General features: G+C 72.7%; 22 protein-coding genes and 1 tRNA gene. 10 read left to right on the plus strand and 13 right to left on the minus strand.

The features are described 5' to 3' along the window. The first annotated feature begins 938 nt into the window (after positions 1-938). The 5 genes from AB0B83_RS13500 (at position 939) to AB0B83_RS13520 (ending at position 5,219) form a co-directional block, all read left to right on the plus strand. Positions 939-1,529, plus strand: coding sequence for a hypothetical protein (locus AB0B83_RS13500; protein ID WP_357578412.1), 591 nt, complete (start codon positions 939-941; stop codon positions 1,527-1,529). A 362-nt stretch (positions 1,530-1,891) separates the two neighbouring features. Next, positions 1,892-2,404: a hypothetical protein gene (locus AB0B83_RS13505; protein ID WP_357578413.1), complete on the plus strand. Its 513-nt coding sequence runs from the start codon at positions 1,892-1,894 to the stop codon at positions 2,402-2,404. A 68-nt stretch (positions 2,405-2,472) separates the two neighbouring features. After that, the gene (locus tag AB0B83_RS13510) at positions 2,473-3,165 is read left to right on the plus strand and encodes a response regulator transcription factor (protein ID WP_357578414.1); all 693 of its coding nucleotides are present in this window, start codon (positions 2,473-2,475) and stop codon (positions 3,163-3,165) included. After that, positions 3,158-4,573: a HAMP domain-containing sensor histidine kinase gene (locus AB0B83_RS13515; protein WP_357578415.1), complete on the plus strand. Its 1,416-nt coding sequence runs from the start codon at positions 3,158-3,160 to the stop codon at positions 4,571-4,573. Before AB0B83_RS13510 ends, AB0B83_RS13515 begins: the two co-directional genes overlap by 8 nt. A gap of 55 nt (positions 4,574-4,628) precedes the next feature. Continuing rightward, a complete protein-coding gene (locus AB0B83_RS13520; protein WP_357578416.1) occupies positions 4,629-5,219 on the plus strand; it encodes a hypothetical protein in 591 nt (196 codons plus the stop codon). Between the two features lie 95 nt (positions 5,220-5,314). Here AB0B83_RS13520 and AB0B83_RS13525 read toward each other — a convergent pair whose 3' ends face one another. Both AB0B83_RS13525 and AB0B83_RS13530 read right to left on the minus strand, forming a co-directional pair. After that, a complete protein-coding gene (locus AB0B83_RS13525) occupies positions 5,315-6,913 on the minus strand; it encodes a ricin-type beta-trefoil lectin domain protein (RefSeq protein ID WP_357578417.1) in 1,599 nt (532 codons plus the stop codon). A gap of 155 nt (positions 6,914-7,068) precedes the next feature. Then, positions 7,069-9,291, minus strand: a complete 2,223-nt coding sequence (locus AB0B83_RS13530) for a hypothetical protein (protein ID WP_357578418.1) — start codon at positions 9,289-9,291, stop codon at positions 7,069-7,071. Between the two features lie 121 nt (positions 9,292-9,412). On the opposite strand from AB0B83_RS13530, the gene AB0B83_RS13535 reads away from it, so the two are divergent. Further along, positions 9,413-10,120, plus strand: a complete 708-nt coding sequence (locus tag AB0B83_RS13535) for a glycosyltransferase family 2 protein (protein ID WP_311410093.1) — start codon at positions 9,413-9,415, stop codon at positions 10,118-10,120. Between the two features lie 63 nt (positions 10,121-10,183). Here AB0B83_RS13535 and AB0B83_RS13540 read toward each other — a convergent pair whose 3' ends face one another. Both AB0B83_RS13540 and AB0B83_RS13545 read right to left on the minus strand, forming a co-directional pair. Beyond that, positions 10,184-11,086 (minus strand): transketolase, encoded by a 903-nt coding sequence (locus AB0B83_RS13540; RefSeq protein ID WP_357578419.1) that lies wholly within the window; start codon positions 11,084-11,086, stop codon positions 10,184-10,186. 2 nt (positions 11,087-11,088) lie between these two features. Continuing rightward, a complete protein-coding gene (locus tag AB0B83_RS13545; RefSeq protein WP_357578420.1) occupies positions 11,089-11,856 on the minus strand; it encodes a transketolase in 768 nt (255 codons plus the stop codon). A gap of 46 nt (positions 11,857-11,902) precedes the next feature. On the opposite strand from AB0B83_RS13545, the gene soxR reads away from it, so the two are divergent. Next, complete coding sequence (soxR, locus tag AB0B83_RS13550; RefSeq protein WP_357578421.1) at positions 11,903-12,367, plus strand: redox-sensitive transcriptional activator SoxR; 465 nt, start codon at positions 11,903-11,905, stop codon at positions 12,365-12,367. Between the two features lie 21 nt (positions 12,368-12,388). Here the strand turns inward: soxR and AB0B83_RS13555 are convergent, their stop codons facing one another. Then, complete coding sequence (locus AB0B83_RS13555; protein ID WP_357578422.1) at positions 12,389-13,366, minus strand: NAD(P)H-quinone oxidoreductase; 978 nt, start codon at positions 13,364-13,366, stop codon at positions 12,389-12,391. 71 nt (positions 13,367-13,437) lie between these two features. Continuing rightward, positions 13,438-13,698, minus strand: coding sequence for an AAA family ATPase (locus AB0B83_RS13560; protein ID WP_357578423.1), 261 nt, complete (start codon positions 13,696-13,698; stop codon positions 13,438-13,440). Positions 13,699-13,781: 83 nt separating this feature from the next. Between AB0B83_RS13560 and AB0B83_RS13565 the strand changes: the two genes are divergently transcribed. Next, positions 13,782-13,868, plus strand: a tRNA-Ser gene (locus AB0B83_RS13565). 38 nt (positions 13,869-13,906) lie between these two features. On the opposite strand, the gene AB0B83_RS13570 is transcribed toward AB0B83_RS13565, so the two are convergent. Further along, a complete protein-coding gene (locus AB0B83_RS13570) occupies positions 13,907-14,425 on the minus strand; it encodes a hypothetical protein (protein WP_357578424.1) in 519 nt (172 codons plus the stop codon). A gap of 59 nt (positions 14,426-14,484) precedes the next feature. Next, a complete protein-coding gene (locus AB0B83_RS13575) occupies positions 14,485-15,288 on the minus strand; it encodes a cyclase family protein (RefSeq protein ID WP_357578425.1) in 804 nt (267 codons plus the stop codon). 140 nt (positions 15,289-15,428) lie between these two features. Here AB0B83_RS13575 and AB0B83_RS13580 point away from each other — a divergent pair, with 140 nt between their 5' ends. Together AB0B83_RS13580 and AB0B83_RS13585 are read left to right on the plus strand one after the other, a co-directional pair. Then, positions 15,429-16,997, plus strand: coding sequence for a hypothetical protein (locus tag AB0B83_RS13580; RefSeq protein ID WP_357578426.1), 1,569 nt, complete (start codon positions 15,429-15,431; stop codon positions 16,995-16,997). 17 nt (positions 16,998-17,014) lie between these two features. Further along, a complete protein-coding gene (locus tag AB0B83_RS13585; protein WP_357578427.1) occupies positions 17,015-17,842 on the plus strand; it encodes a PhzF family phenazine biosynthesis protein in 828 nt (275 codons plus the stop codon). On the opposite strand, the gene AB0B83_RS13590 is transcribed toward AB0B83_RS13585, so the two are convergent. From AB0B83_RS13590 to AB0B83_RS13610, 5 genes are all read right to left on the minus strand, one after another. Beyond that, positions 17,832-19,139: an MFS transporter gene (locus AB0B83_RS13590; RefSeq protein ID WP_357578466.1), complete on the minus strand. Its 1,308-nt coding sequence runs from the start codon at positions 19,137-19,139 to the stop codon at positions 17,832-17,834. The genes AB0B83_RS13585 and AB0B83_RS13590 overlap by 11 nt on opposite strands. A gap of 26 nt (positions 19,140-19,165) precedes the next feature. After that, on the minus strand, positions 19,166-20,527 hold the full coding sequence (locus AB0B83_RS13595; protein ID WP_357578428.1) for a hypothetical protein: 1,362 nt from the start codon (positions 20,525-20,527) through the stop codon (positions 19,166-19,168). A gap of 78 nt (positions 20,528-20,605) precedes the next feature. Beyond that, a complete protein-coding gene (locus tag AB0B83_RS13600; protein ID WP_357578429.1) occupies positions 20,606-21,871 on the minus strand; it encodes a hypothetical protein in 1,266 nt (421 codons plus the stop codon). Positions 21,872-21,879: 8 nt separating this feature from the next. After that, positions 21,880-22,725, minus strand: coding sequence for an aspartyl/asparaginyl beta-hydroxylase domain-containing protein (locus tag AB0B83_RS13605; RefSeq protein WP_357578430.1), 846 nt, complete (start codon positions 22,723-22,725; stop codon positions 21,880-21,882). A gap of 65 nt (positions 22,726-22,790) precedes the next feature. Continuing rightward, entirely contained in the window at positions 22,791-23,918 is a 1,128-nt protein-coding gene (locus tag AB0B83_RS13610) for a DUF6421 family protein (protein ID WP_357578431.1), read from the minus strand. Positions 23,919-24,011: the final 93 nt, after the last annotated feature.

Raw genomic sequence — 24,011 nt, forward strand, 5'->3', positions numbered from 1 at the left:
CGCTGGGCGACGGCGTCTACGAGATCGACGCCGAGACCCGGGAACGGGTCTTCTCCGGGCGGTCAGGCTTGATCCCTGCGCCGGGCACGGCGGGCCACACCCCGTCGGTGCGTACTCTCGCGTCCGTCCGGCTCCTGCCGGAGATCTTGGTAGGAAACGGCCCTCCAGGGGCCATTTCCTACCAAGATCTGCACCGGCGCCTTCGGTCAACCGGTGTCCGAGGCGGCCTCGGTGACGCGAGTGACTCAAGTGACTCAAGGATCAGGCTTATTCGGCTCACCCGGGTCCACTCGCCTCATCCGGCTAGCTGGGCCAGCTTGGATGAGCCGGGTGAGCGGGTGAGGCTAGGAACCGCTGAGCCGTGCGACCCGAGTGCGATCCGGTGTCCGGTTTCGTGGTGGCTGTCCGGTGGGGTTGAGCCGGTAGATCGTCAGCGGGTTGCGTGACGTGTCGGGTGAGCGGTTTGTGGGTGTGACCGGGGGCATCGTGGGGGCGGAATCGTGACGGGGGCGGGGTCGTTACACCCTGCGTACGGCCGAGTAAGGCCACGCCGCCGAGGTCATGTCGCCCTGATGGGATGGCGGGCCCGGGGGCTGGAATGATGGCGGGCCGCCGGTCGTTACACATGGTCAGGCCGACGCGAGGGCCACCCTCCCCGCCCCGCACGCGCGAGGGCAACCCCCCGCCCCGCACGCGAGGGCACCCCCCCCGCCACGACAGCCCCGGCCCCGATCTTCGGCCCGCACGGGTCGGGCATCCGGCCGGCACGGCCGATCTGATCTTCCCTCTGGTCTTTCCTCCGGTGGTTCGACGCCGGAGATACTCTCCAGTTCCGCTGGAGATCCCCCTTGAGTTCGCATGAGCGCCGACGGTGCTTGCACCCGCGTGAAGCCGATCCCCCTCGGCTTGGGTGCCAACCCCCGAATGGAGCGTTTCTGATGAACACGATCATGCGTAAGAGCGTTCTCGGTGTTGCTGGTCTCGCGTTCGCCGGTGGCGTGTTCGCCGGTCCCGCGACCGCGCACGCGGCCCCGTCGGTGGAGTCCACGCCGGTGGCGGTTGTGCAGGCTGACAAGCCGTCGGTCGACAAGGCCAAGCTGATTCCGCACGGTGTGCAGGGCGCGCAGTCGCACGTCGACCTGTCCGACGAGCAGGTGGCGAACGTGAAGGCGATCATCGCGGCGACGAAGAAGGCCGGCATGGACGAGCGCGCCGCCGTGGTGTCGATCGCGACCGCGTTGCAGGAGTCGAAGCTGGAGAACCTGGGTCACCTCGGTGACCGCAACGACCACGACTCGCAGGGCCTGTTCCAGCAGCGCCCCTCCTCCGGGTGGGGCACGGTCGAGCAGATCACCGACCCCGAGTACTCCACCACCGCGTTCCTCAAGGGTCTGAAGCAGGTCGACGGCTGGCAGGACATGCCGCTGACGAAGGCCGCCCAGACGGTGCAGGTGTCGGCGTACCCCGACCACTACGCCCAGTGGGAGCAGCAGGCCGCCGACCTGGTCGCCGAGCACTGGAACAGCTGACAGCAGTAGCCGATCGCCGTTGGCCGGCACCCCACCTCGGGGTGCCGGCCAGCGGCGTCTGCGGCGGGTGGGCCCCTTCAGCGGGGAGACCCGGACGATCACGGCGGTGGCGTTGTCGTCGCCGCCGGCGTCCAGGGTGCCGTGGAGCAGGTCCCGAACAGCCTCCTCGGGTCGCGGTGCCGCGAGGAGTTCCGGCATCAGGTGATAGTCGACCTGGTCGCTGACGCCGTCGGTGCAGAGCAGCCAGACGTCGCCGGGGCACTGCGACAGCGAAGCAGGTCCGCCTCCGGCTCCGGCACGTGGAAGTTCCAAAATTCCCGCGTGACCCACGTCACCCCAGGTCGCGCCTCGTTGGGCAGGGCATGGACGTCTTCTCCCGAACGTTCCTCCCGGCCGCCTCCGAGGCCGGGCTGGCGGTGCAGACCGTCACCCGGCACATGCCGGTCTTCCGGCGCTGCGTCGGCTCCGGCGACGCCACCATCCTCGTCACCCGGTGCGCCCGGCCGGACCGCCCGATGGCCGGCGAGTACCTGCTCCTGCTGACCCACCGACGGCTGGTGGTCACCCAGCAGACCCGCGTGCTGCACCGGCTGCGCCTGCACCTCAACACGGAACTGCGCGAGCTCAGCAACGTCACCTGGAGCCCCGACCCGCGCCTGCACTCGGTCGAGCTGGCCGCCACCGCGATCGACGGGATCCGCGAGCGGTTCCTCATCCGCACCCGCCACCCGAAGCAGGTGTGGCAGCTCGACGCGCTGCTCAACCACGCCTTCCGGACCCGGCTGCGGACGCCCCGGGAGCGGCTCGTCGCCACCATCGGCGAGGCGGCGCCGGTCGCGCGGCCCGTCGCCTTCCGGCCCGCCGTGGTGCGCTGACCGTCTTCTTACCGAATCCGAACATCCGCTGACCCGCGCGGCGGCACCGGGTCGGCAATCATGGGCCGGTGACCGTCGACGCCGCGCCTCGCGGGCTCGTCCTCGTGGTGGAGGACGAGCCGGCCATCGCCGACCTGGTCCGGCTCTACCTGACCCGGGACGGCTTCGGCGTACACCTGGAACGGGACGGGGCGGCCGGGCTGGCCGCCGCCCGCCGCCTGCGCCCGGTGGCCTGCGTCCTCGACATCGCGCTGCCCGCCATGACCGGCACCGAGGTCTGCCGCCGCCTGCGCGAGGCCGGCGACTGGACGCCGGTCATCTTCCTCACCGCCCGCGACGACGAGGTGGACCGCGTCGTCGGGCTGGAGCTGGGGGCGGACGACTACGTCACCAAGCCGTTCAGCCCGCGCGAACTGGTCGCCCGGGTGCGGGCGGTGCTTCGGCGCACCGCCGGGGCGCCCGAGGGCACGGGCCTGCCCCGGGTCGTCGGCGCGGTGGCGCTCGACCCGACCCGCCGGACGGTGACGGTCGCGGGCACCCCGGTCCAGCTCACCTCCACCGAGTTCGACCTGCTGGCGCACCTGATGGCCCGGCCGGGGCGGGTTTTCACCAGGGAGGAGCTGCTCGCCGGGGTCTGGGGGTACGCGGCGCACGCCGGCACCCGGACGGTCGACGTGCACGTCGCACAGGTCCGGGCGAAGCTGGGCGCGGCCGGCGTGATCCGCACCCACCGGGGCGTCGGGTACTCCGCCGATGGCTGAGCCGACCGTCGCGCCGCCGCCTCGGCACCGTCCCGGCCGGACGCTGACCTCCCGCGCGGTGCTGGTCACCTGCGCGGTCGCCCTGGTCTCGGTGCTGGTCACCGCGATCGTCGCGGTGCCCCTGGCGGTACGCGGCGTGGAGCGGCACGACCGGGAGGCGTTGGCCGCCCAGGCCCGGCTCGCGGCCGAGGTGCTGCGCCCCAGGCTGGAGACCGGGCGGACCACCGACGAGGAGCGCATCGTCCGGCAGTTGAACGCCCAGGGCGTCGACGCGTACCTCGTCCGGGGCGGGGCGGCCGAGCGCCCCGGCCTGCCGCCACGGGTGGTGCGGCGCGTCGCCGAGGGGCGCAACGTGTCGACCCGCCGCGTGATCGACGGGCGGCGCACGCTGATCGAGGGGCGGGCCCTGCCCGGCGGCAACGGGGTGGTGCTGACCCGGGCCCGGCCCGCCGCGCCGTGGCGGCAGGTGGTGCCCAGCCTCTGGCTGCCGCTGCTGGCCGGGCTCGCCGCCGGGGTGGCCGCCGGGCTGCTGCTCGCCCGCCGGCTGGCCCGACCGATCCGGCGCGCCGCCGACGCCGCCGCCCGGCTGCGCGCCGGGGACCGGGCGGTACGCGTGCCGGTGGAGCCGCCCGACGAGGTGGCCGACCTGGCGTACGCGCTGAACGGGCTGGCCGCCGCGCTGGCGACGAGCGAGGGCCGGCAACGGGAGTTCCTGCTCTCCGTCTCGCACGAGCTGCGCACGCCGTTGACCGCGATCCGGGGCTACGCCGAGGCACTGGCCGACGGGGTGATCGGGCCGGCGGACGCGGCCGGCGCCGGTCGTACCGTGCTCGCGGAGGCGCGGCACCTGGACCGGCTGGTCAGCGACCTGCTGGCGTTGGCCCGGCTGGAGGCCGCCGACTTCCCGCTCGAACCGGTGCCGGTGGACCTCGCCCGGCTGGCCGCCGACGCGGGCCGGACCTGGGCCGACCGGTGCGCGGCGGTGGGGGTGCCGTTCCGTGCGGAGATCCCGGACGCGCCGGTGCCGGTCCACACCGATCCGGGCCGGATCCGGCAGGTGGTGGACGGGCTGCTGGAGAACGCGCTGCGGGTCGTACCGCCGGGGGCGCCGATCGTGCTCGCGGTCCGGGCGGCCGGCGCGGACCCGCTGGCGGGCGGCGTCGTCGAGGTCCGCGACGGCGGACCGGGCCTCACCGACGACGACCTGGCGGTCGCCTTCGAGCGCGGCGCCCTGCACCAGCGCTACCGGGGGGTGCGCAAGGTCGGCAGCGGGTTGGGGCTGGCGCTCGCCGCCGGCCTGGTCCGCCGGCTCGGCGGAGACGTCGCGGCCGGGCACGCGCCGGAGGGCGGCGCCGCGTTCACCGTCCGGCTGCCCCCGGATCCTTACCGGACCCGAACATCGCTCTGACCCTCCGCTCGCCGGTGGGCGGGAGGCTGGGGTTCCACGGACGAGAGGGAGACCCATGGCACGTTGGGGAATCGCCACCACCACGCTGCTCGCGGCCGTCGCGCTCGGCGTCGGCGGATGCGGCGCCGCCGGACCGGCCGGTCAGCCGGCCCGGGAGACCGCCGTCGAGGTCGCCGCGGCGCTGGGCGCGGAGGGCCAGGCGCTGGCCGCGCTGGGCTTCGACGCCGGTGACCTGGACGTCGAGCCGCTGGCCGCACCCGCCTCGCCGCAGGCGTCGCCGGGCGCGGCCGGGGAGAAGCGGCGGGAACGCGCCGAGGAGCGCCGCGAGCGCCGGCAGGCCCGGGTGCTGCTGCGGCGGGACGCCCTGCACGGCGAGGCCGTGGTGCGGACGAAGGACGGCGGTACGCGGACCGTCGCCGTGCAGCGGGGCGAGGTGACCGCCGTCGACGGCGACTCGATGACCGTGAAGTCCGCCGACGGCTTCACCATGACCTGGACCTTCGGCGACAAGCTGCGCGTCGTGGAGCGTCGCACGACGATCCGCTCCGCCGACGTGAAGGTCGGCACGACGGTTGGCGTGGCCGGTGCCAAGGAGGGTGACGGCGGGGTCGCCCGCCTGGTCGTCGTGCCGGCCCGGCAGAAGTAGGTGTGCATGTGGCCCGTCGGTGACGGCGGGCCACCCCACGCCGGCCGGCGCGGGCGGTGCCACCCGGGAGGGCGGCACCGCTCACGCGGTCGGACTCAGTAGACGCGGGAGCCGATGAAGTCGTCGTGCCCGTAGCCGACCGGGTTGGCGAAGTTGCGGGACTCGAAGGACCACTGCTGGCGGCTGCTGGTGGAGCAGGCGGCCAGGCGCAGCCGGGGGGTGCCCAGCAGCGGGTTGTCGAACGCCAGGCAGAGGTTGGCGTTGCCGGCCGCCTTGATCTGGTTGCCGGCCAGCACGAACTTCTGGTTGGCGCCGCCGTGGCAGTCGTGGATGTTCACCGCAGTGCCGGCGCTCAGCGACCCGCCCGAGACGTCCAGGCAGCGGTCGTGGGAGAGCTCCGAGTGCAGCGACTGGCGGGTCGGGTCGTACCAGAAGCCCTGGTTGCGCCCGCCGTGACAGCCGTACGACTGCTGGGGGGTGCCGTTGCGCGAGTCGTAGCCCTTGCCGTCGACGCAGGTGCCCGTGGCGGCGTTGCGCAGCTGCTTGAACTCGAACAGCCCGTCGTAGAGCACGCCGTTGCCGGTGCTGGCCGGGTCGACACAGGTGGCGCGCTGCTGCCCGGAGTTGAAGAACTGGGTGACGCACTGGGCGAACATGCCGTGTCCCCGGTAGTTCGGGTGGAACGACTGCCGTGCCGCGTTCTCGTCCCAGACGCCGATCTCGATGTGCAGCCCGCGTACCGAGGTGCTGTCGGTGCACACCTCGTGGCCGTGGAAGAGCCGGCTGGCGTCCAGGTAGCGGGTGCCGGTGTTGGCCGCCGCCGCGCGCAGCGACTTCTCGAACAGCGGCACCGCCTTGTTCCGCCCGAACGCGGAGTCGGCCAGGTAGGTCAAGCAACCGCCGGCGTACCAGCCGGGGAAGTTCGGGTTGTCCTCCACGTCGGGGCCGAAGGGGCTCGGGTACGACATGAGCACCAGCTCGTAGTCGGTCTGCAGGTAGCCGGCCCCGGTCATGGTCCGCCGGATGTCGGTGAGCGCGTCCTGGACCGCCCGCCGGCTGCCGTCGGTGCGGACGGTCCACTGGTCGGTGTAGGTGGGGTAGCACGCGCCCTGGAGGAGGACCCGGCTGACGGCGCAGTCGGTGGCGACCGGACCGAACTGGATCGTGCCCTCGCCGTTGGCGCCGACCACCACCCAGATCAGCTTGATGTGCGTGTTACGCGCCTTGATGGCGAGGTGGTCGCCCTGGTTCAGCTCGTTGTGCTGGGTCGGCCCGCCCCGGATGAGGTTCCACGGGGTCGCCCCGGAGCAGGCGATGTTGTACTTCTCGTTGGCGGTGATCCCGGTGCGGAACACCGCCTGGTCGTACGAGCGGTCGCACCAGTTGCCGGGCTGGTGGGTGCCGGGGACGTAGTTGCCGACTCCCTCACCGGAGATCTGGCTGTCGCCCATGGTGATCAGCGCGGTGCGGCGCTGCTCGATGGGGCGGACGGCGGGCGTGCCGTAGAGCGCGGTGGCCTCGGCGGCGCGGATCGTCTCCAGGTTGGCGGGGAGCGGCTGGACGGCCGGTCGGTCGGCCGCGGTGGCGGGGGAGGCCGTTCCGGCGAGCATGGGCAGGACGAGAGCGGCGGCGGCGACGACGGTGAGGGCCCGTCGTCGGGTCGCGCGTTCGCGCCTGGCAGAGGAACCAAGCATCGACGCACTCCTTTCGGCTCGATCGCGGGACGTCGATCGAGTTACCAGAAGGTAGCGTCGGCTTCGAGGTATGTGAATGCGTCTCGTAATCGTTGCGCGCAGAGTGCAGAACTGGGCGATCCGGTCGAATCGCGCGGCGGCGGGCTTCCCGGCGGTCAGCTCCCCGGCGGAAGGGCGTAGCCCACGTAGCCCCGGAACTGCACGTGCCAGCCCGCCGGCACCAGCGCCGTGCACGCCGGTCGGCTGCCCGTGCAGACGATGGCGTCCACCGAGGCCGGGTCGGCCGGCGGGCGCCCCGGCAGCACCGACTGGAGCGCCACCAGCTCCGGCGGGCGCCCGTCGCCGTCGCGCAGCAGCAGCCACCAGGGGTACTCCCAGTTGTCGTTCTGCTGCACCAGGCCGATCCGGCGGGCGTCCGTCGCGCGTACCGCCCCGGCGGCCCAGCGGAACTCCTCCGCCCACTGGGGACGCCGCAGGAACCGGGTGTCCCATTCGGAGGTGGTGAAGACCGAGCCCGCCCCGACCAGCCGGCGCGGGAAGCCGTACGACACCGCCAGCACCCCGGCCAGCGCGCAGCCGGCCAGCACGCTCACCGCGAGCCCGGCCGCCACCGCCCGCCGGCCACCCGCGCCGCCGGCCCGGCGTCGGAACAGCGCGTCCAGCCAGAGCCCCGCCAGCGGTACGGCCAGCGCCAGCGCGTAGAGCAGCAGGCGGTTCCCCCACGGCTGCCACTTGATCATGGCGGTGTGCAGCAGCACGGCCGCCACCACGACCACCGCGTACGCGCGCAGCGGACCCGCCTGCGTCGGGGCGACCCGACCGGGCCGGGCCAGCGCGTACGCCGCCCCGATCGCCGCCAGCGCCCCGGCCAGCGGGAAGGCCACCCGGTCCTCGTCCGGGTACCACGACGGCACCGGGAACCGTTCCCGCCCGAAGGTGGTGGCCCGGTCCTGCGGGTCCACCCCGATGATCCCGGCGGCGCCGACGATCGCCTCGGCACCCGCCCGGCGCAGCGGCGCGAGCGGCGTGTCGAACGCGGTGTGCGCGATCCGCAGCGCGTTGACCAGCAGCGACGGCGGGTCGTGCCGCTCCATCGGAATGGACTCGCGCAGCCGGGGCGGCCCGAGCGGATGCCCGAACTCGGCGGTCACCCGGGCCAGGAACGGCCCGACCACCACCACCGCCACCAGCAGGATCAGCGCCGACCCGGCGACCGTCCGACGCACCTGCCGCCGCGACCGGACGCGACCGGTCCGGGACGCGTCGGTGCCCCGGTCGGGCCGTCCGGCGCGGTCCGGCGCGGCACCGGTCCGGGCCAGCCGGAGCTGGGCCAGCCCCCAGAGCAGCAGCAGCGGCCCGACCGCGACCAGGCCGCTGGTCTTGGTCAGCGCGGTCAGCCCGGTGGCCGCCCCCAGCCCCAGCACCGCCCCGGCCCCGGCGCGCCGGCGCAGCCCGTCCAGCGCCACCGTGGCCGCGCAGGCCACCCAGGCGGCGCAGACCAGGTCCGTCTGGGTGCTGGTCGCCTGGAGCGCCACCATCGGGGTGGTGGCGAGCACGAACGCGGTCAGCAGTTGGGCCCGCCGTCCCCCGCCGAGCTGCGCGGTGATCCGGGTGGCCGCCAGCAGTACGCCGACACCGGCCGCCCACTGCACCAGGTGGTGCAGCGCGTCCCCGCCGGTGAACAGGCGCAGGTGCAGCAGCAGGTACTCGGCCCCGGGCGGGATGGTCACCTGCCGGTGGATGGCGGTGGGCCAGAAGTCCAGGCCGCCCTGCGCCACCCAGTGCTCGACCTTCGGCAGGTGGTAGGTCTGCGAGTCGAAGTTGTTCGGCTCGGCCAGCAGGGCGATCAGCAACTCGACCAGCAGCAGCCCGCCGACCGTGCCGGCGAGCAGCCGCTCGCCCCGACCCGCCGTACGCCAGGCGTCAGCCAGCCGGGTCCACCAGCCGGCGGGGCGGGGTGCGACGCGGCGTGCGGCGGCGGCCGGCGGCGGCGGAGGGGGCGGGGCGCCGACGGCCGGCCCGGCCGTCGCGCCGACCAGCGCGGGTTCGGGCGCGGCGACGACCTCGATCGCGCGGTGCGCGGCGGCGACCACGGCCGTGCCGCGCGCTTCGTCCCGGCGGCGTCGCCAGCCGACGGCGGCGAGCGCGCCGGCGAGGAACGTCAGCCAGGCCACGGCGAACGCCGGCCGGGTGAGCAGCCGCAGCGCGCCCAGCAGTTCCACCGTGAGCACCGCGAACGCCCCGGTCACCAGAGCCGCCCGGACCAGCGCGAGGCGCCGCCCCGCCACGGTCCCGACCGCGACCGGACGGAGCGCGACGGCGAGCAGTCCGATCGCGGCGACCGGCGCCAGGGCGAGCGGGTAGCCGACTGCCGACATGGCGGCAGTAAACACCATGAACCTGAGGTCGCCGCGCCCAATGCCCGCAGTGCTGAGCACCGCGTCGTCAACCGCCAGGCTAGGCTAGGGCCGACATATCGTCGCCACCGTGGAGATTCCCGTGAAGCTCTCGATCCTCATGCCGGTCTACAACGAGGAAGAACGCATCGCGGATGCCCTCAAGCAGGCATTGGCGGTCGACTACCCGTGTGAGATCGAGCTGGTCGTGGTCGACGACGGCAGCCGGGACGGCACCGGTGAGATCCTCGGTCGGGCCGACGACGCGCGCCTGCGGGTCATCACCCACCAGCGTAACGCCGGCAAGGGTGCCGCCATCAAGACGGCTGTCGACAACGCCGAGGGCGACTACATGGTCATTCTCGACGCCGACCTGGAGTACGACCCGCTGGACATCCCGAAGCTGCTCGACCCGGTGCTCGACGGGCGGGCCACGGTGGTCTACGGCAACCGCACCTTCGGCAGCCACAGCGCCTACAGCTTCTGGTACGTGATGGGCAACAAGGGCGTCACGATGGCGGCGAACGTCCTGTTCAACTCCTACATCGGCGACCTGGAGACCTGCTTCAAGCTGATGCCGGTCGCGCTCTACCGCTCGCTCGACATCCGCTCGCGCGGCTTCGGCATGGAGGCCGAGGTCACCGGCAAGCTGCTGCGCCAGCGCATCCGCCCCTACGAGGTCCCGATCAGCTACCGCGCGCGGGGCCGCGAAGAGGGCAAGAAGATCACCTGGAAGGACGGCGTCGAGGCGATCTGGATCCTGGGCCGCGAGCGCACCCGCCGCCGCCCCCTCGGCGCCCCGACCCGCTGACCCCTCCCGCCCTCCCGCGCCGCCTCCCGCCGCCGGCCTTCACGCCGCCGCGGCCGGCGTGACTCAGCGGCCGGCCGGCACCGGCGCCGCGTCCAGGAAGTTGGCGACCGAACGGCGCAGCCCGGTGGCGTCCAGCCCGTGCCAGCGGGTGTGGTCCTCGGCCGAGCCGTAGCGGCGCAGCTCCTCCCGTCCCACGCCGAGCGCCAGCAGCCGGTGCGGCCGGTCGGCCAGGGCCGCCGCCACCACCCGGGCCGACGTACCGGCCAGGTAGGGCTCCACCAGGATCACCGCGTCGCCGGCCAGCGCCCGCAGGCCCGCCGTGTCGAACGGCCGCGGCCGGTGGGTGTAGGCCACCGTCACGCCCAGGTCGGCCACCGCCGCCACCGCCGCGTCCAGCACCGGCCCCACCGCGACCAGCAGCGGTGCGCCCGGCCCCGCGTCCCGGATCACCTGCAGCGCGCCGTCGCCGCCGTACGGACGGGCGTTGTGCAGCGTCGACAGTCGCAGGTACGCCGAGCCGTCGGCGGCCACCGCGTCCCGCAGCAGCGCCGGCACCTCGTCGGGGTGACCGGGAACGTGCACGGTCCAGCCGTGCAGGGTGTCGATCAGCGAGACGTCGGCCGGCGACAGGTGGGTCCGGCCGGCGGCCGCCCGGTCGTACGACGCGCCGACGCTGACCAGCACCGCCCCCACGCCCTGGTGGTCCAGGTCGAGCTTGAGCTGCTCGTACGCCCGCTCGACGAGGAACGGGGCGTAGCTGTGCGCGATCGGCCGCAGCCCGGTCAGGGCGAGCCCACCGGCCACGCCCACCAGCAGTTGTTCCCGGATGCCGACGTTCAGCACCCGGTCCGGGTGCCGGTACGCGGCCGGGGTGAACGCGGCGGCGGAGATGTCGGCCAGCACCAGGGCCGTACGCGGATCCTCCGCCAGCAGCGTGGTGGTGGTCTCGATGAAGCGGTCCCGCACTGTCACTCCCCCTGATCGACGACCGCGACGACGACGTGCGGCCGGTGGTTGTCGTGCCCGGTCAGGGCGGTGTGCAGGGCGTCGTGGTCGTGCCCGTCGACGGTGGTGGCGGTCCAGCCGTTGACGGTGAACCGGGCCGCGGCGCCGCCCGCCCAGCCGTGCGTGGCGGAGCTGTTGTCGACCACGATCGCGGTCAGGCTGCCCAGCCCGGTCGCCCCCGCGTACGCGATCGCCTCGTGGTTGGAGCCCTCGTCCAGTTCCGCGTCGCCGAGCAGCACGTGCACCCGGGGCGTCAGCAGGCCCTGGGCGCGCAGCCCGAGCGCGGTGCCCACGCCGAGCCCGAGCCCGTGGCCCAGCGAGCCGGAGCCGATCTCCACCCCGGGCACCAGCACCCGGTCGGGGTGGTCGCCGAGCCGGCTGGCGGGCCCGCCCTGGTCGTCGAGCCAGCCGGCGGGGATGAACCCCTTCGCGGCGAGTACGGCGTAGTAGCCGGCCACGGCGTGGCCCTTGGAGAGCAGGAACCGGTCCCGCCCGGGGTCGTCGACGGTCTCCGGGGTGACCCGGAGGACCCGGTCGTAGAGCACCCAGAGCACGTCGACGGTGGAGCGGACGTTCGCGCCGAACTCCCGGCCCGCGCGCACCCGCTCGTACAGCGGCGCGACGGGTCCCGGCAGCGGCGGGGCGCCCGAGCGGCGGGGTGGCGCGGCGGTGGGGTCATGGGGTGGCGCGGCGGTCGGGGCCGGACCCGCGCTGGCGGTGGTCGTGGTCATGCCGCTAGCCTGCAAGTTGAAGTCCACTTCAACTCAAGGCGACGTGATGCACGAGTCTCTGACCATCGGCCAGCTCTCCGTCCGCAGCGGCGTCGCGCCCTCGGCGCTGCGCTACTACGAACGACTCGGGCTGATCCGGGCGGAGCGGACGGGCGGCAACCAGCGCCGCTACGCCCGCACCGAGCTGCGCCGGGTGGCGTTCGTCCGGATCTCCCAGCAGGTCGGCATCTCGCTCGAGGAGATCCGGGAGGCGCTGGACTCCCTGCCCGCGTCCCGCACGCCCAGCGCGGACGACTGGGCGCGGCTCTCCGCGACCTGGCGGGAGCGGCTCAACGAGAAGATCCGGCTGATGACGAAGCTCCGCGACGACCTCGACGGCTGCATCGGCTGCGGCTGCCTGTCCCTGCAACGCTGCACGCTCTACAACCCCGGCGACTCGCTCGCCGGTGAGGGCCCCGGCGCCCGCCTGGTGCTCCCCCGCGAGGTCGCGGACCCGACGCCGGCGTCCTGATCCGCCGGGGCGGACCGCGCGTCAGCCGGTGGTGAGCAGCACCTTGCCGACGTGGTCGTTGGTCTCGACCAGCCGGTGCGCCCGCGCCGCCTCCGTCATCGGCACCCGCCGGTCCACGACCGGCCGGACCGCCCCCGACTCGACCAGCGGCCACACCTGCTCGCGTACGCCGCGCACGATCTCCGCCTTCTCCTCCAACGACCGGGACCGCAGCGCGGTGGCCGCGATCGTGCCCCGCTTGGCCAGCAGCGCCCCGAGATCCAGCTCGCCCTTGCGGCCACCCTGCATGCCGATCACCACCAGCCGGCCGCCCGTGGCCAGCGCCGCCACGTTCCGGGGCAGGTAGGCGGCACCCATGATGTCGAGGATGACGTCGGCGCCCCGGCCGCCGGTGACCCGCCGGACCTCCTCGACGAAGTCCTGCTCCCGGTAGTCGATCGTGTGCGTCGCCCCCAGCTCACGCAGCCGCTCGTGCTTCGCGGCGCGGGCGGTGACCGCGACCGTGGCGCCCAGCGCCACCGCGAGCTGGATCGCGAAGGTGCCGATGCCGCTGCCGCCGCCGTGCAGCAGCAGCGTCTCGCCCCTGCCGAGCCGGGCCACCTGCACCACGTTCGACCAGACCGTGCAGGCGACCTCGGGCAGCGCCGCCGCGTCGACCAGGTCGACGCCGGCCGGCACCGGCAGGAGCTGCCCGGCCGGCACCGCGACCCGCTCCGCGTAGCCGCCGCCGGCCAGCAGCGCGCAGACCTCCCGGCCCACCTCCCAGCCGGCCACGTCGGGCCCGATCGCGCTGATCACTCCGGAGCACTCCAGCCCGGGGTACGCGGGCGCGCCCGGCGGCGGCGGGTAGTGCCCCTGCCGTTGCAGCAGGTCGGCCCGGTTGACCGCGCTGGCCCGCACGTCGACGACCACCTCGCCCGGGCCGGGCTCGGGATCGGGCACCTCGCTCCAGACCAGTGCGTCGGGTCCGCCGGGCTCCGGGACAGTCATCGCGCGCATGTTCCGTGTCTACCCCACCTGCCCGTCGGTCCACGCCCGGGCCAGGATCTCGTCCACCGTCCGCGCCGGGGTCAGCGCCGAAGTGTCCAGCCAGAGCCCGATCCGGGGCGTCTGCGCCCGTAGCGCAGCCGCAGCTGCCGCCACGCCTCCGGCGACGGCTGGGCGGTCATCTCCTCCCGGCCGCTGACCACCATCCGTCGGAAGACGTCGCCGCGCAGGTGCACCGAGCGGGGCAGCCGCCGGGCCAGCGCATCGGCCACAGTGGACTTTCCGGCGGCCATGATTCCGCTGATCAGCACCACCGACGGGTTCTCCCACACGCCGTCGATCATGCCAGCGCGGGTGCGGTGCCCGCTCGCCCGCAGCGGGTCCGTGGCAGACTAGGCACGTCGCGCACCCTCGGGCGCGCGGCCCGGGAGGGTTCGCCTAGTGGCCGATGGCGCTGGTCTTGAAAACCGGTAAGGCAGCGATGTCTTCGTGGGTTCGAATCCCACACCCTCCGCTTCCTGAGCAGCAGAGAGCCTGGGCAACCAGGTGTCTTCAGCAGCGGAGGTAGGTGCCGCACAGCGGCGGCGCGTCGACGCGGCAGACCTTCCAGCCGCCGCCGAAGCCGCCCTCCTCCGTCGTCTGGAAGCGCCACCGGTGGGTGGCACCGGTGAAGGTGACGCTCCCCGAGGGGGCGACCTCCGTGAACCGGAGGTCCACCATCGCGGAGACCGTGCCGTCCGGGTCGGTCTGCCAGTTGGTGGCCTCGACCCGTACGCCGAACGTGACCTGCGACTCGACCTGTTTGCGCAGGTCGCGGGCCTGCCGAAACAGCTCGTCCCGATTGTCGCCGCACAGGCACCGGTTGATGTCGGGGTTCTCGTCCGGCTGGAAGACCGCCAGGAGGTACGCCTCGGCCGCCGCAGCGGGCGTCTTCTCGCCCCGCCCTGCCTCGATCGCCCTCGTCACCGCCTGCCTGACGGGCGCACCGATGCAGGCAATCGCGAAGGCGACGGCGGCGGCGACCGTCGCCCGGCGACGCCACTGCCGGGCGGTGAGCGGCATCTCGATCACCGGGCGAGACTACGTGCCCGAGCGACGACGGGCGGGGGCGCTAGGCGGGCGGGCACGTGTCACACGACGGCCAGCGGGCGTACGGGCGAGCCCGTGCCGCCGACGATCGGCAGCGGGGCGAGGACCAACAGGAACTCGCTCACGCCGGCCTCGGCCAGCGAGTCCAGCCGCAGGTGCTCGACGATGTAGATGCCCGCCTCCACCAGCAGCAGGCGGTGGACCGGTAGCACCCGGAACCCGGCGCCGGCAGGGATCTGCTCGTAGGCGGTGGTGTCCGCGCCCGTCAGGGCGACCCCGTGCTCCGCGAGCCAGGCCGCGCCGGAGGGGTCGACCCCGGGCACGCCCGTGTCGAGACCCAGGTAGGCCGCCGGATCCGACCAGTGCCGGGACCAGCCGGTACGCACCAGCGCCACGTCGCCCTCGGCCAGCCGCACACCCGTACGCCGCAGGCACCGTTCGAGGTCGTCGGCGGTCACGCCGTACCCGCCGGGAAGGACGTCGACTCCGTGGGCCGAGGCGACGTCCAGCAGCACCCCCCGCCGGACGAGCGGCGGAATGGTCTCGGCACCGTGTACGCGGAACCGGCCACCCGACTGCGCCTCGGCGGCGTCGTGGCCGCCGTGCAGCAGCCCGTCCTGCGAGATGTGCGACAGCGCGTCGACGTGGGTCCCGACGTGCCCGCCGGTGACGATGAGCTCGCCGGCCGACGAACCGCCGTCGGCACGCACCACGTCGCCGTGCCGACGGAGCAGGGCCAGGCGGAACCCGGGATGGTTCGGCGCGCAGGGCATCCCCTCCTCGAACGGCTGGCTGAGGTCGTGGATGGTGACGCCCGCGGCGACGGCGTCCAGGAGTGCGGTCATGGCGGTGATCCTGTCTCTGCGGGGATGACGGATGCGTACCGGGCCGAATCCGGGGACGGGTCTCGGGTGATGATTCCCCGTAATGGCTCCGCCACGTGTCCGGCACGGGTCACGCGACGAAATCGGGATTGCCACGGCCGATGTCGTCGCCGTCGCGTGTGAAGCGGGACCAGCCGACGGCCGGTCACTGTACTCGGCGACCCCGGACCGGTCGACCCCTGAAATGTTCGACACTTACCGTGTCCGCAATCAATACCGCGAGTTCGCCCCTGCCCGCCAAGCCGCTCGTGCCGTACACTCGCAGCCGATTCAATAACGAGTCGGGCGAAGGGGTGCGGTTCACGGTGCGACACGACAACTCGGACTGCAATTTCGCGGAATTGAACGCGCCGCTGGTGGCCGCGCTTCAGGCCGAGCCGGCGCGGTCCGCGCTCGTCGCGGCAGCGCCGTCGGTACGGCGCTTCATGGACGATCTCGGTGCCACCCGGATGCGGTTCATCCCCTATCCGCTGGTCATCGACCGGGACGAGTTCGACCGGATGGCGGAGGCGGCCTGCGCCATGATCGAGGCGCAGACGACGGTGATCCGCGAGTTCCTCCGGTCGGGGCCTCCCGAGAAACTGTTGACGGAATTCGGCCTGCCCGCCGAGATCGCGCCCTTCGTCAATTGGGAACAACTGGATTCCGTCGAGCAGGTCTTCGCCCGCGTCGACGTGCTGCCGACCCCGTCCGGATACCAGTTCTGTGAATTCAACATCGACTCGTCGATTTCCGGATTCGAGTTCCACGACTGCTATCAGGTGATGGGTGAGGCGGTCGACATTCCGTGGCTCGCCGGCACGCCGCGGCCCGAGGAACAGATCGCGGACGTCGTCATCAGGGCTTTCCACCAGGGCAGTTTCGACCGGGTGGTGGTGTGTGACTGGTCGAGCCGCATCGGGGTCGGCTACTTCGGCTTCGAGTTGCTGACCGAGACGCTGCGCCGGCGCCTGCCCGACGTGCCGGTCGAGCTGGTCTTCCACGCCGACTATCCGGAGCGGTGGCTCGATCCGGCGGCCGGAAAGCGCACCCTGGTCTATCGCGGCTTCATGCACGAGGACATGGACGACGACTACGACTTCATCACCCGGCTGGTCGGCAGCGGTGCCTCCGTGATCAACCTCTTCGAGGCCGAGATCCGCACGCACAAGCGCTGGATGGCGATGTTCTGGGAGGAGCGCTTCGCCAGCCTGCTGCCCGAAGGCGTGCGCGACATGGTCGCCCGCTACGTGCCCCACACCGTCTCGGTGACTCCGGAGAACCGTGACCGCCTGCTGGCGGACCGCGCCGAGTACGTGTTCAAGTTCGGGCACTCGTCCGGCGGGCACGACGTCATGCTCGGGGCCGACCACGACGCGGACACGATCGCCGCCCGGCTGGCCGAACGCGGCCCCGACGGCTGGCTCGCCCAGCGCCGCGTGCAGCTCGCCGAGTGCCGGTTCGCCCCCGAGGCCGATGCCGAGCCGGTGCCCCACCACGTGGTGCTCGGGCTCTACGTGCTCGGCGGCGAGTGCTCCGGCATGAACATCCGCGCCGACCGGGGCTCGGCCGTGGTCAACATCCACCAGTCGGCGGCCAGCGGCTGGGCCATCCCCATGGACGCCGACGAACGGCGACAGCTCATCGAGCGCGTGCAGGCGATCGGGCCGGCGGCCCGCGAACGACACTGACACCAGTTGGAGGCACGATGGAAATTCCCCTGTACCAGGTCGACGCGTTCACCGACCGGGTGTTCTTCGGCAATCCGGCCGCGGTCTGCCCCCTGGACGAGTGGCTCAGCGACGAGGTGATGCAGGCGATCGGCCTGGAGAACAACCTCGCGGAGACCGCGTTCATCATCGACCGGGGCGACAGCTTCGCGCTGCGCTGGTTCACGCCGTCGATGGAGGTCGACCTGTGCGGGCACGCCACGCTCGCCGCGGCCCACGTGGTGCTGCACCACCTGCGGCCCGAGTGGGACGAGGTCACCTTCCACTCCAACACGGGTCCCCTCGTGGTCAGCCGTACGCCCGAGGGGCAGTTCTCGATGTCCTTCCCCGCGTTGCCGCGCGAGCGGGTCGACCCGCCGGAGGCCCTGCTCGCCGGGCTGTCGATCGCGCCCACCGCCGTCTACGGCGGTATGGACTACATGGCGGTCTACGACAACGAGGAGGACCTGCGCGCGATCGAACCCGACCAGCGGATGCTCGGGACCCTCGACCGGCGCGGGGTGGTCGTGACGGCCCCCGGCGTCTCCTCCGACTTCGTCGCCCGCTTCTTCGGCCCCAAGCTGTCGATCCCGGAGGACCAGTTCACCGGGTCGTCCCACTGCATGCTGGTCCCCTACTGGGCGGAGGTGCTGGGCAGGACCAGCCTGACGTCCCGTCAGTTCTCTCCCCGGCTCGGCAAGACGCTGACCATCCACGCCAACTGCGAGCTGCGCGGCGACCGGGTCGTCCTGGGCGGGTCGACGCGCCAGTACCTCGCCGGCGTCATCACGCTGGACGACGACGAGGTCGCTCGACTCAGTCGCTGAGCTGCCGTGCCTCCGGCCGTGCCCCGTCGCCCGCCGCCCCTTCGGGCTGCGACTCCGGGGCCGGCTCGGGCCCGGACTCGGGCTCGGTGGGCATCTCCACCACCCGCCGCAGCGGCGAGAAGTACAGCGGGACGATGGAGACGAGCTCGCCGGCGACCGCGAGCGCGAGGGTCTGGCGGACGCCGATGACGTTCGCGACCAGCCCGGCGACCGACGCGCCCAGCGGGATCACGCCCCAGACCAGGAACCGCATCGTCGCGCTCAACCGCGCCTGCATGCCCGGCGCGCACAGCGCCTGCCGGACCGACAGTTGCAGGATGTTGGAGACGACGATGCATCCCGAGGCGATGCCGTAGCCGATGCCGGCGACGATCAGCCAGGTGCCGCTGCGTGCGAACGGCAGCGGAATCGAGGCGATCCCCGCCAGCACGCACGCGGCGAGGACGGTCGTCCCGACGCCGAAGCGCCGGGACAGCCGCACCGCCAGGAGGGCACCGAGGGTCGCGCCGGCACCGGCGCCGGAGAAGATGATCCCGATGTACGCCGACGGCAGCCGCAGCACCGACGCCAGCAGCAGCAGGAACATGGTGGTGGTCGCGATGTTGCAGAAGTTGTACGTCGAGCTGCGGAGCGCCATCACCCGGAACATCGGCACCCGCAGCACGTAGGCGATGCCGTCGCGCACGTCCCGGACCAGCGTGGTGTTGCGTGCCGGCGGGGCTGCCGCCGCCCCGGTCACCCGGATCCGGCTGAGCAGCACGGTGGCGATGCCGAAGCAGACGGCCGTGGCGCCGAGGACGTACGACGACGTGGCCAGCGCCATCAGGAAGCCGGCGATGGCCGGGCCGGTGATCTCCGCCAGGGAGAGGGTGAACTCCACCCGCGAGTTGGCGCCGGGCAGCAGCTGCCGGTCGACGATCCGCGGCAGGACGCTCTGGTAGGAGATCCCCAGGAAGACCGTGCACAGGCTTCCCGCGAACATCAACGCGTACAGCGCGGGCATGGTGAGGTTGCCGGCCAGCGCCAGTGCCGCGACGACCCCGAACACGGCCGTACGGCCCAGGCTGGAGAACACCAGGACCCGTTCCCCGCGCCGGCGGTCGATCCACGCGCCGGCAGGTAGTCCGAGGAGCAGGAAGCCCAGGAACTCGCAGGTCACCAGGAAACCGACCTGCGCCGGTGTGGCGTTCAGGGTCTTCACGGCGAACAGCGGGATGACGACCGTCGCCACCTCGAAGCCGAACTGGCTGACGGTCTCGGCGCTCCACAGCAGGCGGAAGTTCTTCTTCAGGGTGATCTCCTACCCGTGACCGGCGGCGATGTTCAGGCCCCCGGGTGCAGCAGCACCGGTGCCAGCAGGACGTTCGAGATGCCTCGGACCACGGTCCCCGGCACCGTGGTCAGGCGGCAGGAGAAGCCGGTGTGCCCGCCGGGCCCGTAGTGCATCCCCCATACCGCGTACCAGTCGCGTTCCGTCACGCCGTCGGTGTCGAAGCCCGGCTCCGCCCGCTGGACGACCCTCCGTTGCAGGATGTGGCGACCGCTCTCGGCCGCCGAGGCGAGCGCCGCCCGCCACGTCCCGTCGTCGACCGTCCAGCCGGCCACCGTGCCCTCGCCACGGGCCAGGGTGGTGGGTTTCAGGATGGTGTCCGCCCGGTCGCGGACGAAGCCGGTCAGGTCGGTGGCCGCGTCGACGTGGGTCGTCTCGGGAAGGATGCGCCGCAACGCGGCGCGTTCGCCGTCGGTCAGTGCGTTCTGCACCTGGGGGAGCCACACCAGGGCGAGGCAGGCCTTGCTGTTGTACATGTCGTGCACCGGCGAGGTGGCCATCGGCGGCAGGGCGGAGCCCGGCTCCGGATGCAGCCGCTGCCAGGCCGCCACGGGATCCGGCTCCTCCGCGAGTTCCGTCAGGTTGAACAACCGCAGGAGGTGGGTCACCCCGGCGACGTGGTCGGCGACGCTGCCGTCCGGGTCGTGCAGGTCCGCGACCTCCGCCAGGCGGGTCCGCAGCGGACGATCGGAGTACGCCTCCAGGCACTCGCCCAGGGGACGCCAGTCGCCGGCCCACTCCGCGAGGGCGCCGGTCGCCTCGACCATCAGCACCTCCGCCGGCCCGGGCGCCTCGGCGTCGTGCCCCGCGCGCGTGGTCTCCACCGTGCGCAGCAGGTCGAGCAGGGCGGTGATGGAATCGAGGTGTCGCAGCCCGTGCCGCTCGGCGAAGGGTCGGAAGGCCGGCTCCGCCATGACGGCGGGGAGCCAGCCGGTGCGTTCGGCACCGCCGACGGCGGGGCTCAGGCCCAGCTCCAGGACCTTGAACCCGGTCCCGTCGTGGATCAGGTCGGCGCGGCCGTACGGCACCAGGGCGGGCAGGTCCGTGCCGGCCAACAGCGGGCGCAGCACCTCCGGCACGTCGGTCAGCGCGCCGAACGCGGCCGTGCTGCCACCCGCGAGCAGGTGCGGCAGCCGCCCCACGACGTCGAGCAGCACCGTGAAGTCGGCGTAGAACGACGTGAGCTCCCGCTCGTCGACGAACATCACCCGGTGGAAGCTCTGTGCCTCGATGTCGGGCCCCAGCACCCGTCCGGCGGTGCGCGCCGGCAGGTCCGGTGGCAGCTCACCGTCGCGTACCGCCCGCAGGTAGTCCGTCGCCGGGTCCTGGGACGCCGACCGGTGCGGCGCGCTCATGCGGCTGCCTCCCGCGTGGCGGCGGCCCGCCGGCGGGCGCGTGCGGTGCCGCCGACGGTCAGCCGTGGCGTGCGCTGGTCAGGCCGACAAGAACAGGGCACCCGCTGCCTCCAGTTCGCGAATCTGGCGGTAGTCATCCGAGATCGTCTCCGGGCTCTCGTGGACCAGGAAGACCAGGCCCGGGGTCGTGTACGAGTTGACGGTGACCTGCAACGGGTCGCCGGTCTCCAGGTAGGTGTCGACGGTGTGGAAGGACGGCAGCCCGCGCAGCAGGGGCAGGTCGTAGCCGGCGAGGGTCCCCGAGTGGCGGGACAGCAACTGCACCATGGCGGCGTGCCGGCGGAGCACGGGACGCCAGCCCTCGCGGACCCGGGCGGCGAAGCGGTCCGGGGCCACGATCGTCTCGGCCACCAACTGCACCGCGTTGGTGCCCGTCGCCTCGGTCAGTTGCGAGATGTCGATCGAGCCCATGAACCGGGCGCCGGTCTCGACGAGCACCGGCTCACCGGCGATCATCATGACCTCCGTGTGCGCCGTCCCCTCGCGGATGTCCAGGGCGTCGAGCACGGTCCCGACGAAGCCGTGCAGCTGCTCGAAGACGGCATCGCGGGGATCGACGAGCCGTTCCAGGTCGTAGAGCGCCGTACCGCCCTCGTGGCGCTTCCTGGTGTGCCAGATGTCCGAGACGACGTACCCGCCCCCCGCCGACACGGTGTTGACGGCGTACTCGTCGCCGGTCATGAACGGCTGGACGAGGAGTTCCCCGATGGGGTCGCCGAACACGTCGGGTGCGCCCAGCCAGCTCTTGAACGCAATGTCGAGGTCCGCCTCGGAGCGGCACCGCAGGAAGCCGAAGCTGCCGGAACTGGCTCGGGGCTTGACGACGGCGTCGCCGAGCCAACCTCCCGCGCGCAGCCACTCCGCCGCCTCGTCGCGGGAGGCGGTGCTCAGGTGCGGGATGACGGCGACGCCCCCGGCCGCCGCGGCGCGTGCCATGTGGTGCTTGTCGCGGCGGCACCGGGTGGTCGCCGGATCGTTGCCGGGCACGCCGAGGGCCCTGGCCAACTGGTCACCCAGCTCGACCCCGGTCTCGGCGCCGGCCACCACGCTGCGCGCGCGCAGGCCCGCCCGGTCGAGCCGGTCGACGATGGTGCCGACGTCGCCGTCGTGAAGGTAGGTGTCGAGATAGGCGTGGTCGACGCCGGTGCGCAGGAGGAACTGCGGCAGGTCCGGGTCGCTCTGCACGTGCACCGCGCCGAAGCCGTAACCGGCGAGGGCCGGCGCGAGCGCGTTGGCCGTCGAGTACCCGTCCACGACGACACAGACTTGGCTGGCGTGTCGCATGATCCGCCTCAGGACTCTCGGGCCAGCAGGAAGTACGTCCGCATCGGGGGGATCATGTCGAGCCGCGCGGCGACGGGCGAGTGCCGGGCCGCCCCCTCCAGCAGGTCGAACACGTTGTCCGGGGTGATGTCCCGGGTGAACATCGTCTTGATGGCGATCTTCAGGAAGTCCCGGTAGTTGGTGGTGTCCATGAGCACCCCGGCGCGCTCGAACGCGGCGAGTTCCTCCTGGTCGATCGGCTGCCGCGCGACCTGGTGCGTGCTCGGGATGCTGGGCGGCTGGACCTCGCCGGTGAAGCAGGCGGCGAGCGAGTCGGCCTGGAAGTCGAGCACGAGGTGGGTGCGGTCCTTCGTCCACCCGGAGACCGCGCTGTGGGCCTGGGTGGCGTCGAGGAACCAGATCTCACCGACGTTCATGTGGTAGAGCGTCGTGTTGTGCGAGCTGACGCAGGACTCGTGGGTCTCCAGCGGAAGGTGGATCCGGATCAGGTTGCTGTCGAGTTCGAGGTAGTCCCGGTGCGGCACGAGCGCGCTGCCGGGGGTCAGCCGGGCGAGCCGGCCGTACTTGAGGCGGGACATGTCGAACAGCTCACCCACCAGGTGCCGCACGTACGGCAGGCGCTGGCCCAGGTCGGTGACGACGGCCGGGCCCTCGAACGGGTCGAGTCCCGCGTCGAGGCCGAGGCCCGTGCCGTTCCACACCGCGCAACTCTTCCAGGCGCCGCAGACGAAGTCGCTGTACTTGTCCGTGTAGGGAAACGACGCCATGGTGTCGAGGTCCGTGGCGAGGCTGTCGGCGTCGATGTCGCACGTGCCGAGGATGCCGGTTTCGGTCGAGTTCATAACGGTGGTCATGGTCGGTACCTTCCAGCGGGGTGAGGGGCGGAGCCGCACGTCGTCGGGAGGGCGGCCGGCGTGACTCACACGCCGAGTCGCTCCTTGAGTTCGGCGAAGAAGGGCACGTGGAGGAACTCCCGCTTCTCCTCGTCGTACCGGGTGTACCGGCGGGTGAAGTCGATCAGGCCCGCGCGGGCGGCCTCGACCCCCTCGGTCAGGACGACGTCCTCCAGCTCGGTGATCTCGGTGACGAGCGTGCTCAGCGCCTCGGGCAGGCTCGGCAGGAGCCGGATCCGTCCCTCGTCGATCGTCAGGGCGCCCTGTTCGCGCAGGTAGTTGAAGAGCAGTTGCGACGCGATCGCGTCGTAGTTCGGCTTCGGGATCCCCTCGACCGAGTAGCGCAGCAGCCGCTCGGCCAGGACGAACTCGAAGGTCAGCGCGGCGAGTTCACGATCGATGTCCGCGTCGTCGAGGCAGACCAGCATCGACTTGACGTCGACCCGCATCTCCTCCAGGCCGGCGAGCGGCTTGTAGCTCTTCGCGGACAGGAACTGCGGGATCGGCATGCTGCCCGTGCGGTGGTGGAACTCGTGCAGCCGGACCCAGGAGCCGGCGGCCCGCTCGACGCCGCTGTCGTCGACGCCGGTGAGCAGCGGGAACGAGCCCGGGACCATGGCGGCGTCGATGAGCCGGCGGGTGAGGCCGTGCCGGGTGACGAACTTGTCGATGAAGTAGAAGATCAGGTCGTCCGGCTCCTGGCGACCGTCGATGTGGTTCTCCGGAAAGAGCGCCACGACGACCCTACTGTCGAAGCCGGCGCTGTGCCGGAGCAGGTTGACCGGCATCGTCGGGCTCGGGTAGCGCTCCACCAGCACGGGGTCGGACGGGATGGGCTCGTACTCCAGGTAGTCCAGACCGAGGGACGGAAAGTACGCGGCCGAGAACACGGACAGGAGCGTGTTGTCGGCCCGCGAGTTGATGTGCCGCTTCGTGGCCGTGAGCTGCGGCGTGTCGTGTGCGCCGGACAGGTCCTCGACGAGTGCCCTGGCCGCGGGCTGGGCACCGAGCGACGCCGAGTCGGCGATCCAACCGGCCAGCCGGCGCAGTGCCTCCGGCGACCCGGGCTCGGTCTCGCGCTGGTAGCGGGCACGCAGCTCGTTCACTTCGTTGACGACGGCGTCTGTTTCCACTGTGGGGAGGGACGATCGCATGGCAGCTCCTATCCTCGAAGCCGGATGACTCCGGCGGTCGCCACCACGGGCCCCGGGGCGTCGTCGGTGGCGGCCGTCAGTGCCGTTCTCGGT

The organism is Micromonospora sp. NPDC049060 (genome assembly GCF_040649055.1).
Lineage (GTDB): Bacteria > Actinomycetota > Actinomycetes > Mycobacteriales > Micromonosporaceae > Micromonospora > Micromonospora reichwaldensis.

Coding starts and splice junctions, on each gene's coding strand:
- AB0B83_RS13605 (WP_357578430.1), bottom strand. CDS start 22,725: ATGACCACCGTTATGAACTCGACCGAAACCGGCATCCTCGGCACGTGC.
- soxR (WP_357578421.1), top strand. CDS start 11,903: ATGCACGAGTCTCTGACCATCGGCCAGCTCTCCGTCCGCAGCGGCGTC.
- AB0B83_RS13575 (WP_357578425.1), bottom strand. CDS start 15,288: ATGACCGCACTCCTGGACGCCGTCGCCGCGGGCGTCACCATCCACGAC.
- AB0B83_RS13580 (WP_357578426.1), top strand. CDS start 15,429: ATGTCGTCGCCGTCGCGTGTGAAGCGGGACCAGCCGACGGCCGGTCAC.
- AB0B83_RS13555 (WP_357578422.1), bottom strand. CDS start 13,366: ATGCGCGCGATGACTGTCCCGGAGCCCGGCGGACCCGACGCACTGGTC.
- AB0B83_RS13505 (WP_357578413.1), top strand. CDS start 1,892: ATGGACGTCTTCTCCCGAACGTTCCTCCCGGCCGCCTCCGAGGCCGGG.
- AB0B83_RS13515 (WP_357578415.1), top strand. CDS start 3,158: ATGGCTGAGCCGACCGTCGCGCCGCCGCCTCGGCACCGTCCCGGCCGG.
- AB0B83_RS13610 (WP_357578431.1), bottom strand. CDS start 23,918: ATGCGATCGTCCCTCCCCACAGTGGAAACAGACGCCGTCGTCAACGAA.
- AB0B83_RS13560 (WP_357578423.1), bottom strand. CDS start 13,698: ATGATCGACGGCGTGTGGGAGAACCCGTCGGTGGTGCTGATCAGCGGA.
- AB0B83_RS13500 (WP_357578412.1), top strand. CDS start 939: ATGAACACGATCATGCGTAAGAGCGTTCTCGGTGTTGCTGGTCTCGCG.
- AB0B83_RS13545 (WP_357578420.1), bottom strand. CDS start 11,856: ATGACCACGACCACCGCCAGCGCGGGTCCGGCCCCGACCGCCGCGCCA.
- AB0B83_RS13525 (WP_357578417.1), bottom strand. CDS start 6,913: ATGCTTGGTTCCTCTGCCAGGCGCGAACGCGCGACCCGACGACGGGCC.
- AB0B83_RS13530 (WP_357578418.1), bottom strand. CDS start 9,291: ATGTCGGCAGTCGGCTACCCGCTCGCCCTGGCGCCGGTCGCCGCGATC.
- AB0B83_RS13585 (WP_357578427.1), top strand. CDS start 17,015: ATGGAAATTCCCCTGTACCAGGTCGACGCGTTCACCGACCGGGTGTTC.
- AB0B83_RS13520 (WP_357578416.1), top strand. CDS start 4,629: ATGGCACGTTGGGGAATCGCCACCACCACGCTGCTCGCGGCCGTCGCG.
- AB0B83_RS13600 (WP_357578429.1), bottom strand. CDS start 21,871: ATGCGACACGCCAGCCAAGTCTGTGTCGTCGTGGACGGGTACTCGACG.
- AB0B83_RS13595 (WP_357578428.1), bottom strand. CDS start 20,527: ATGAGCGCGCCGCACCGGTCGGCGTCCCAGGACCCGGCGACGGACTAC.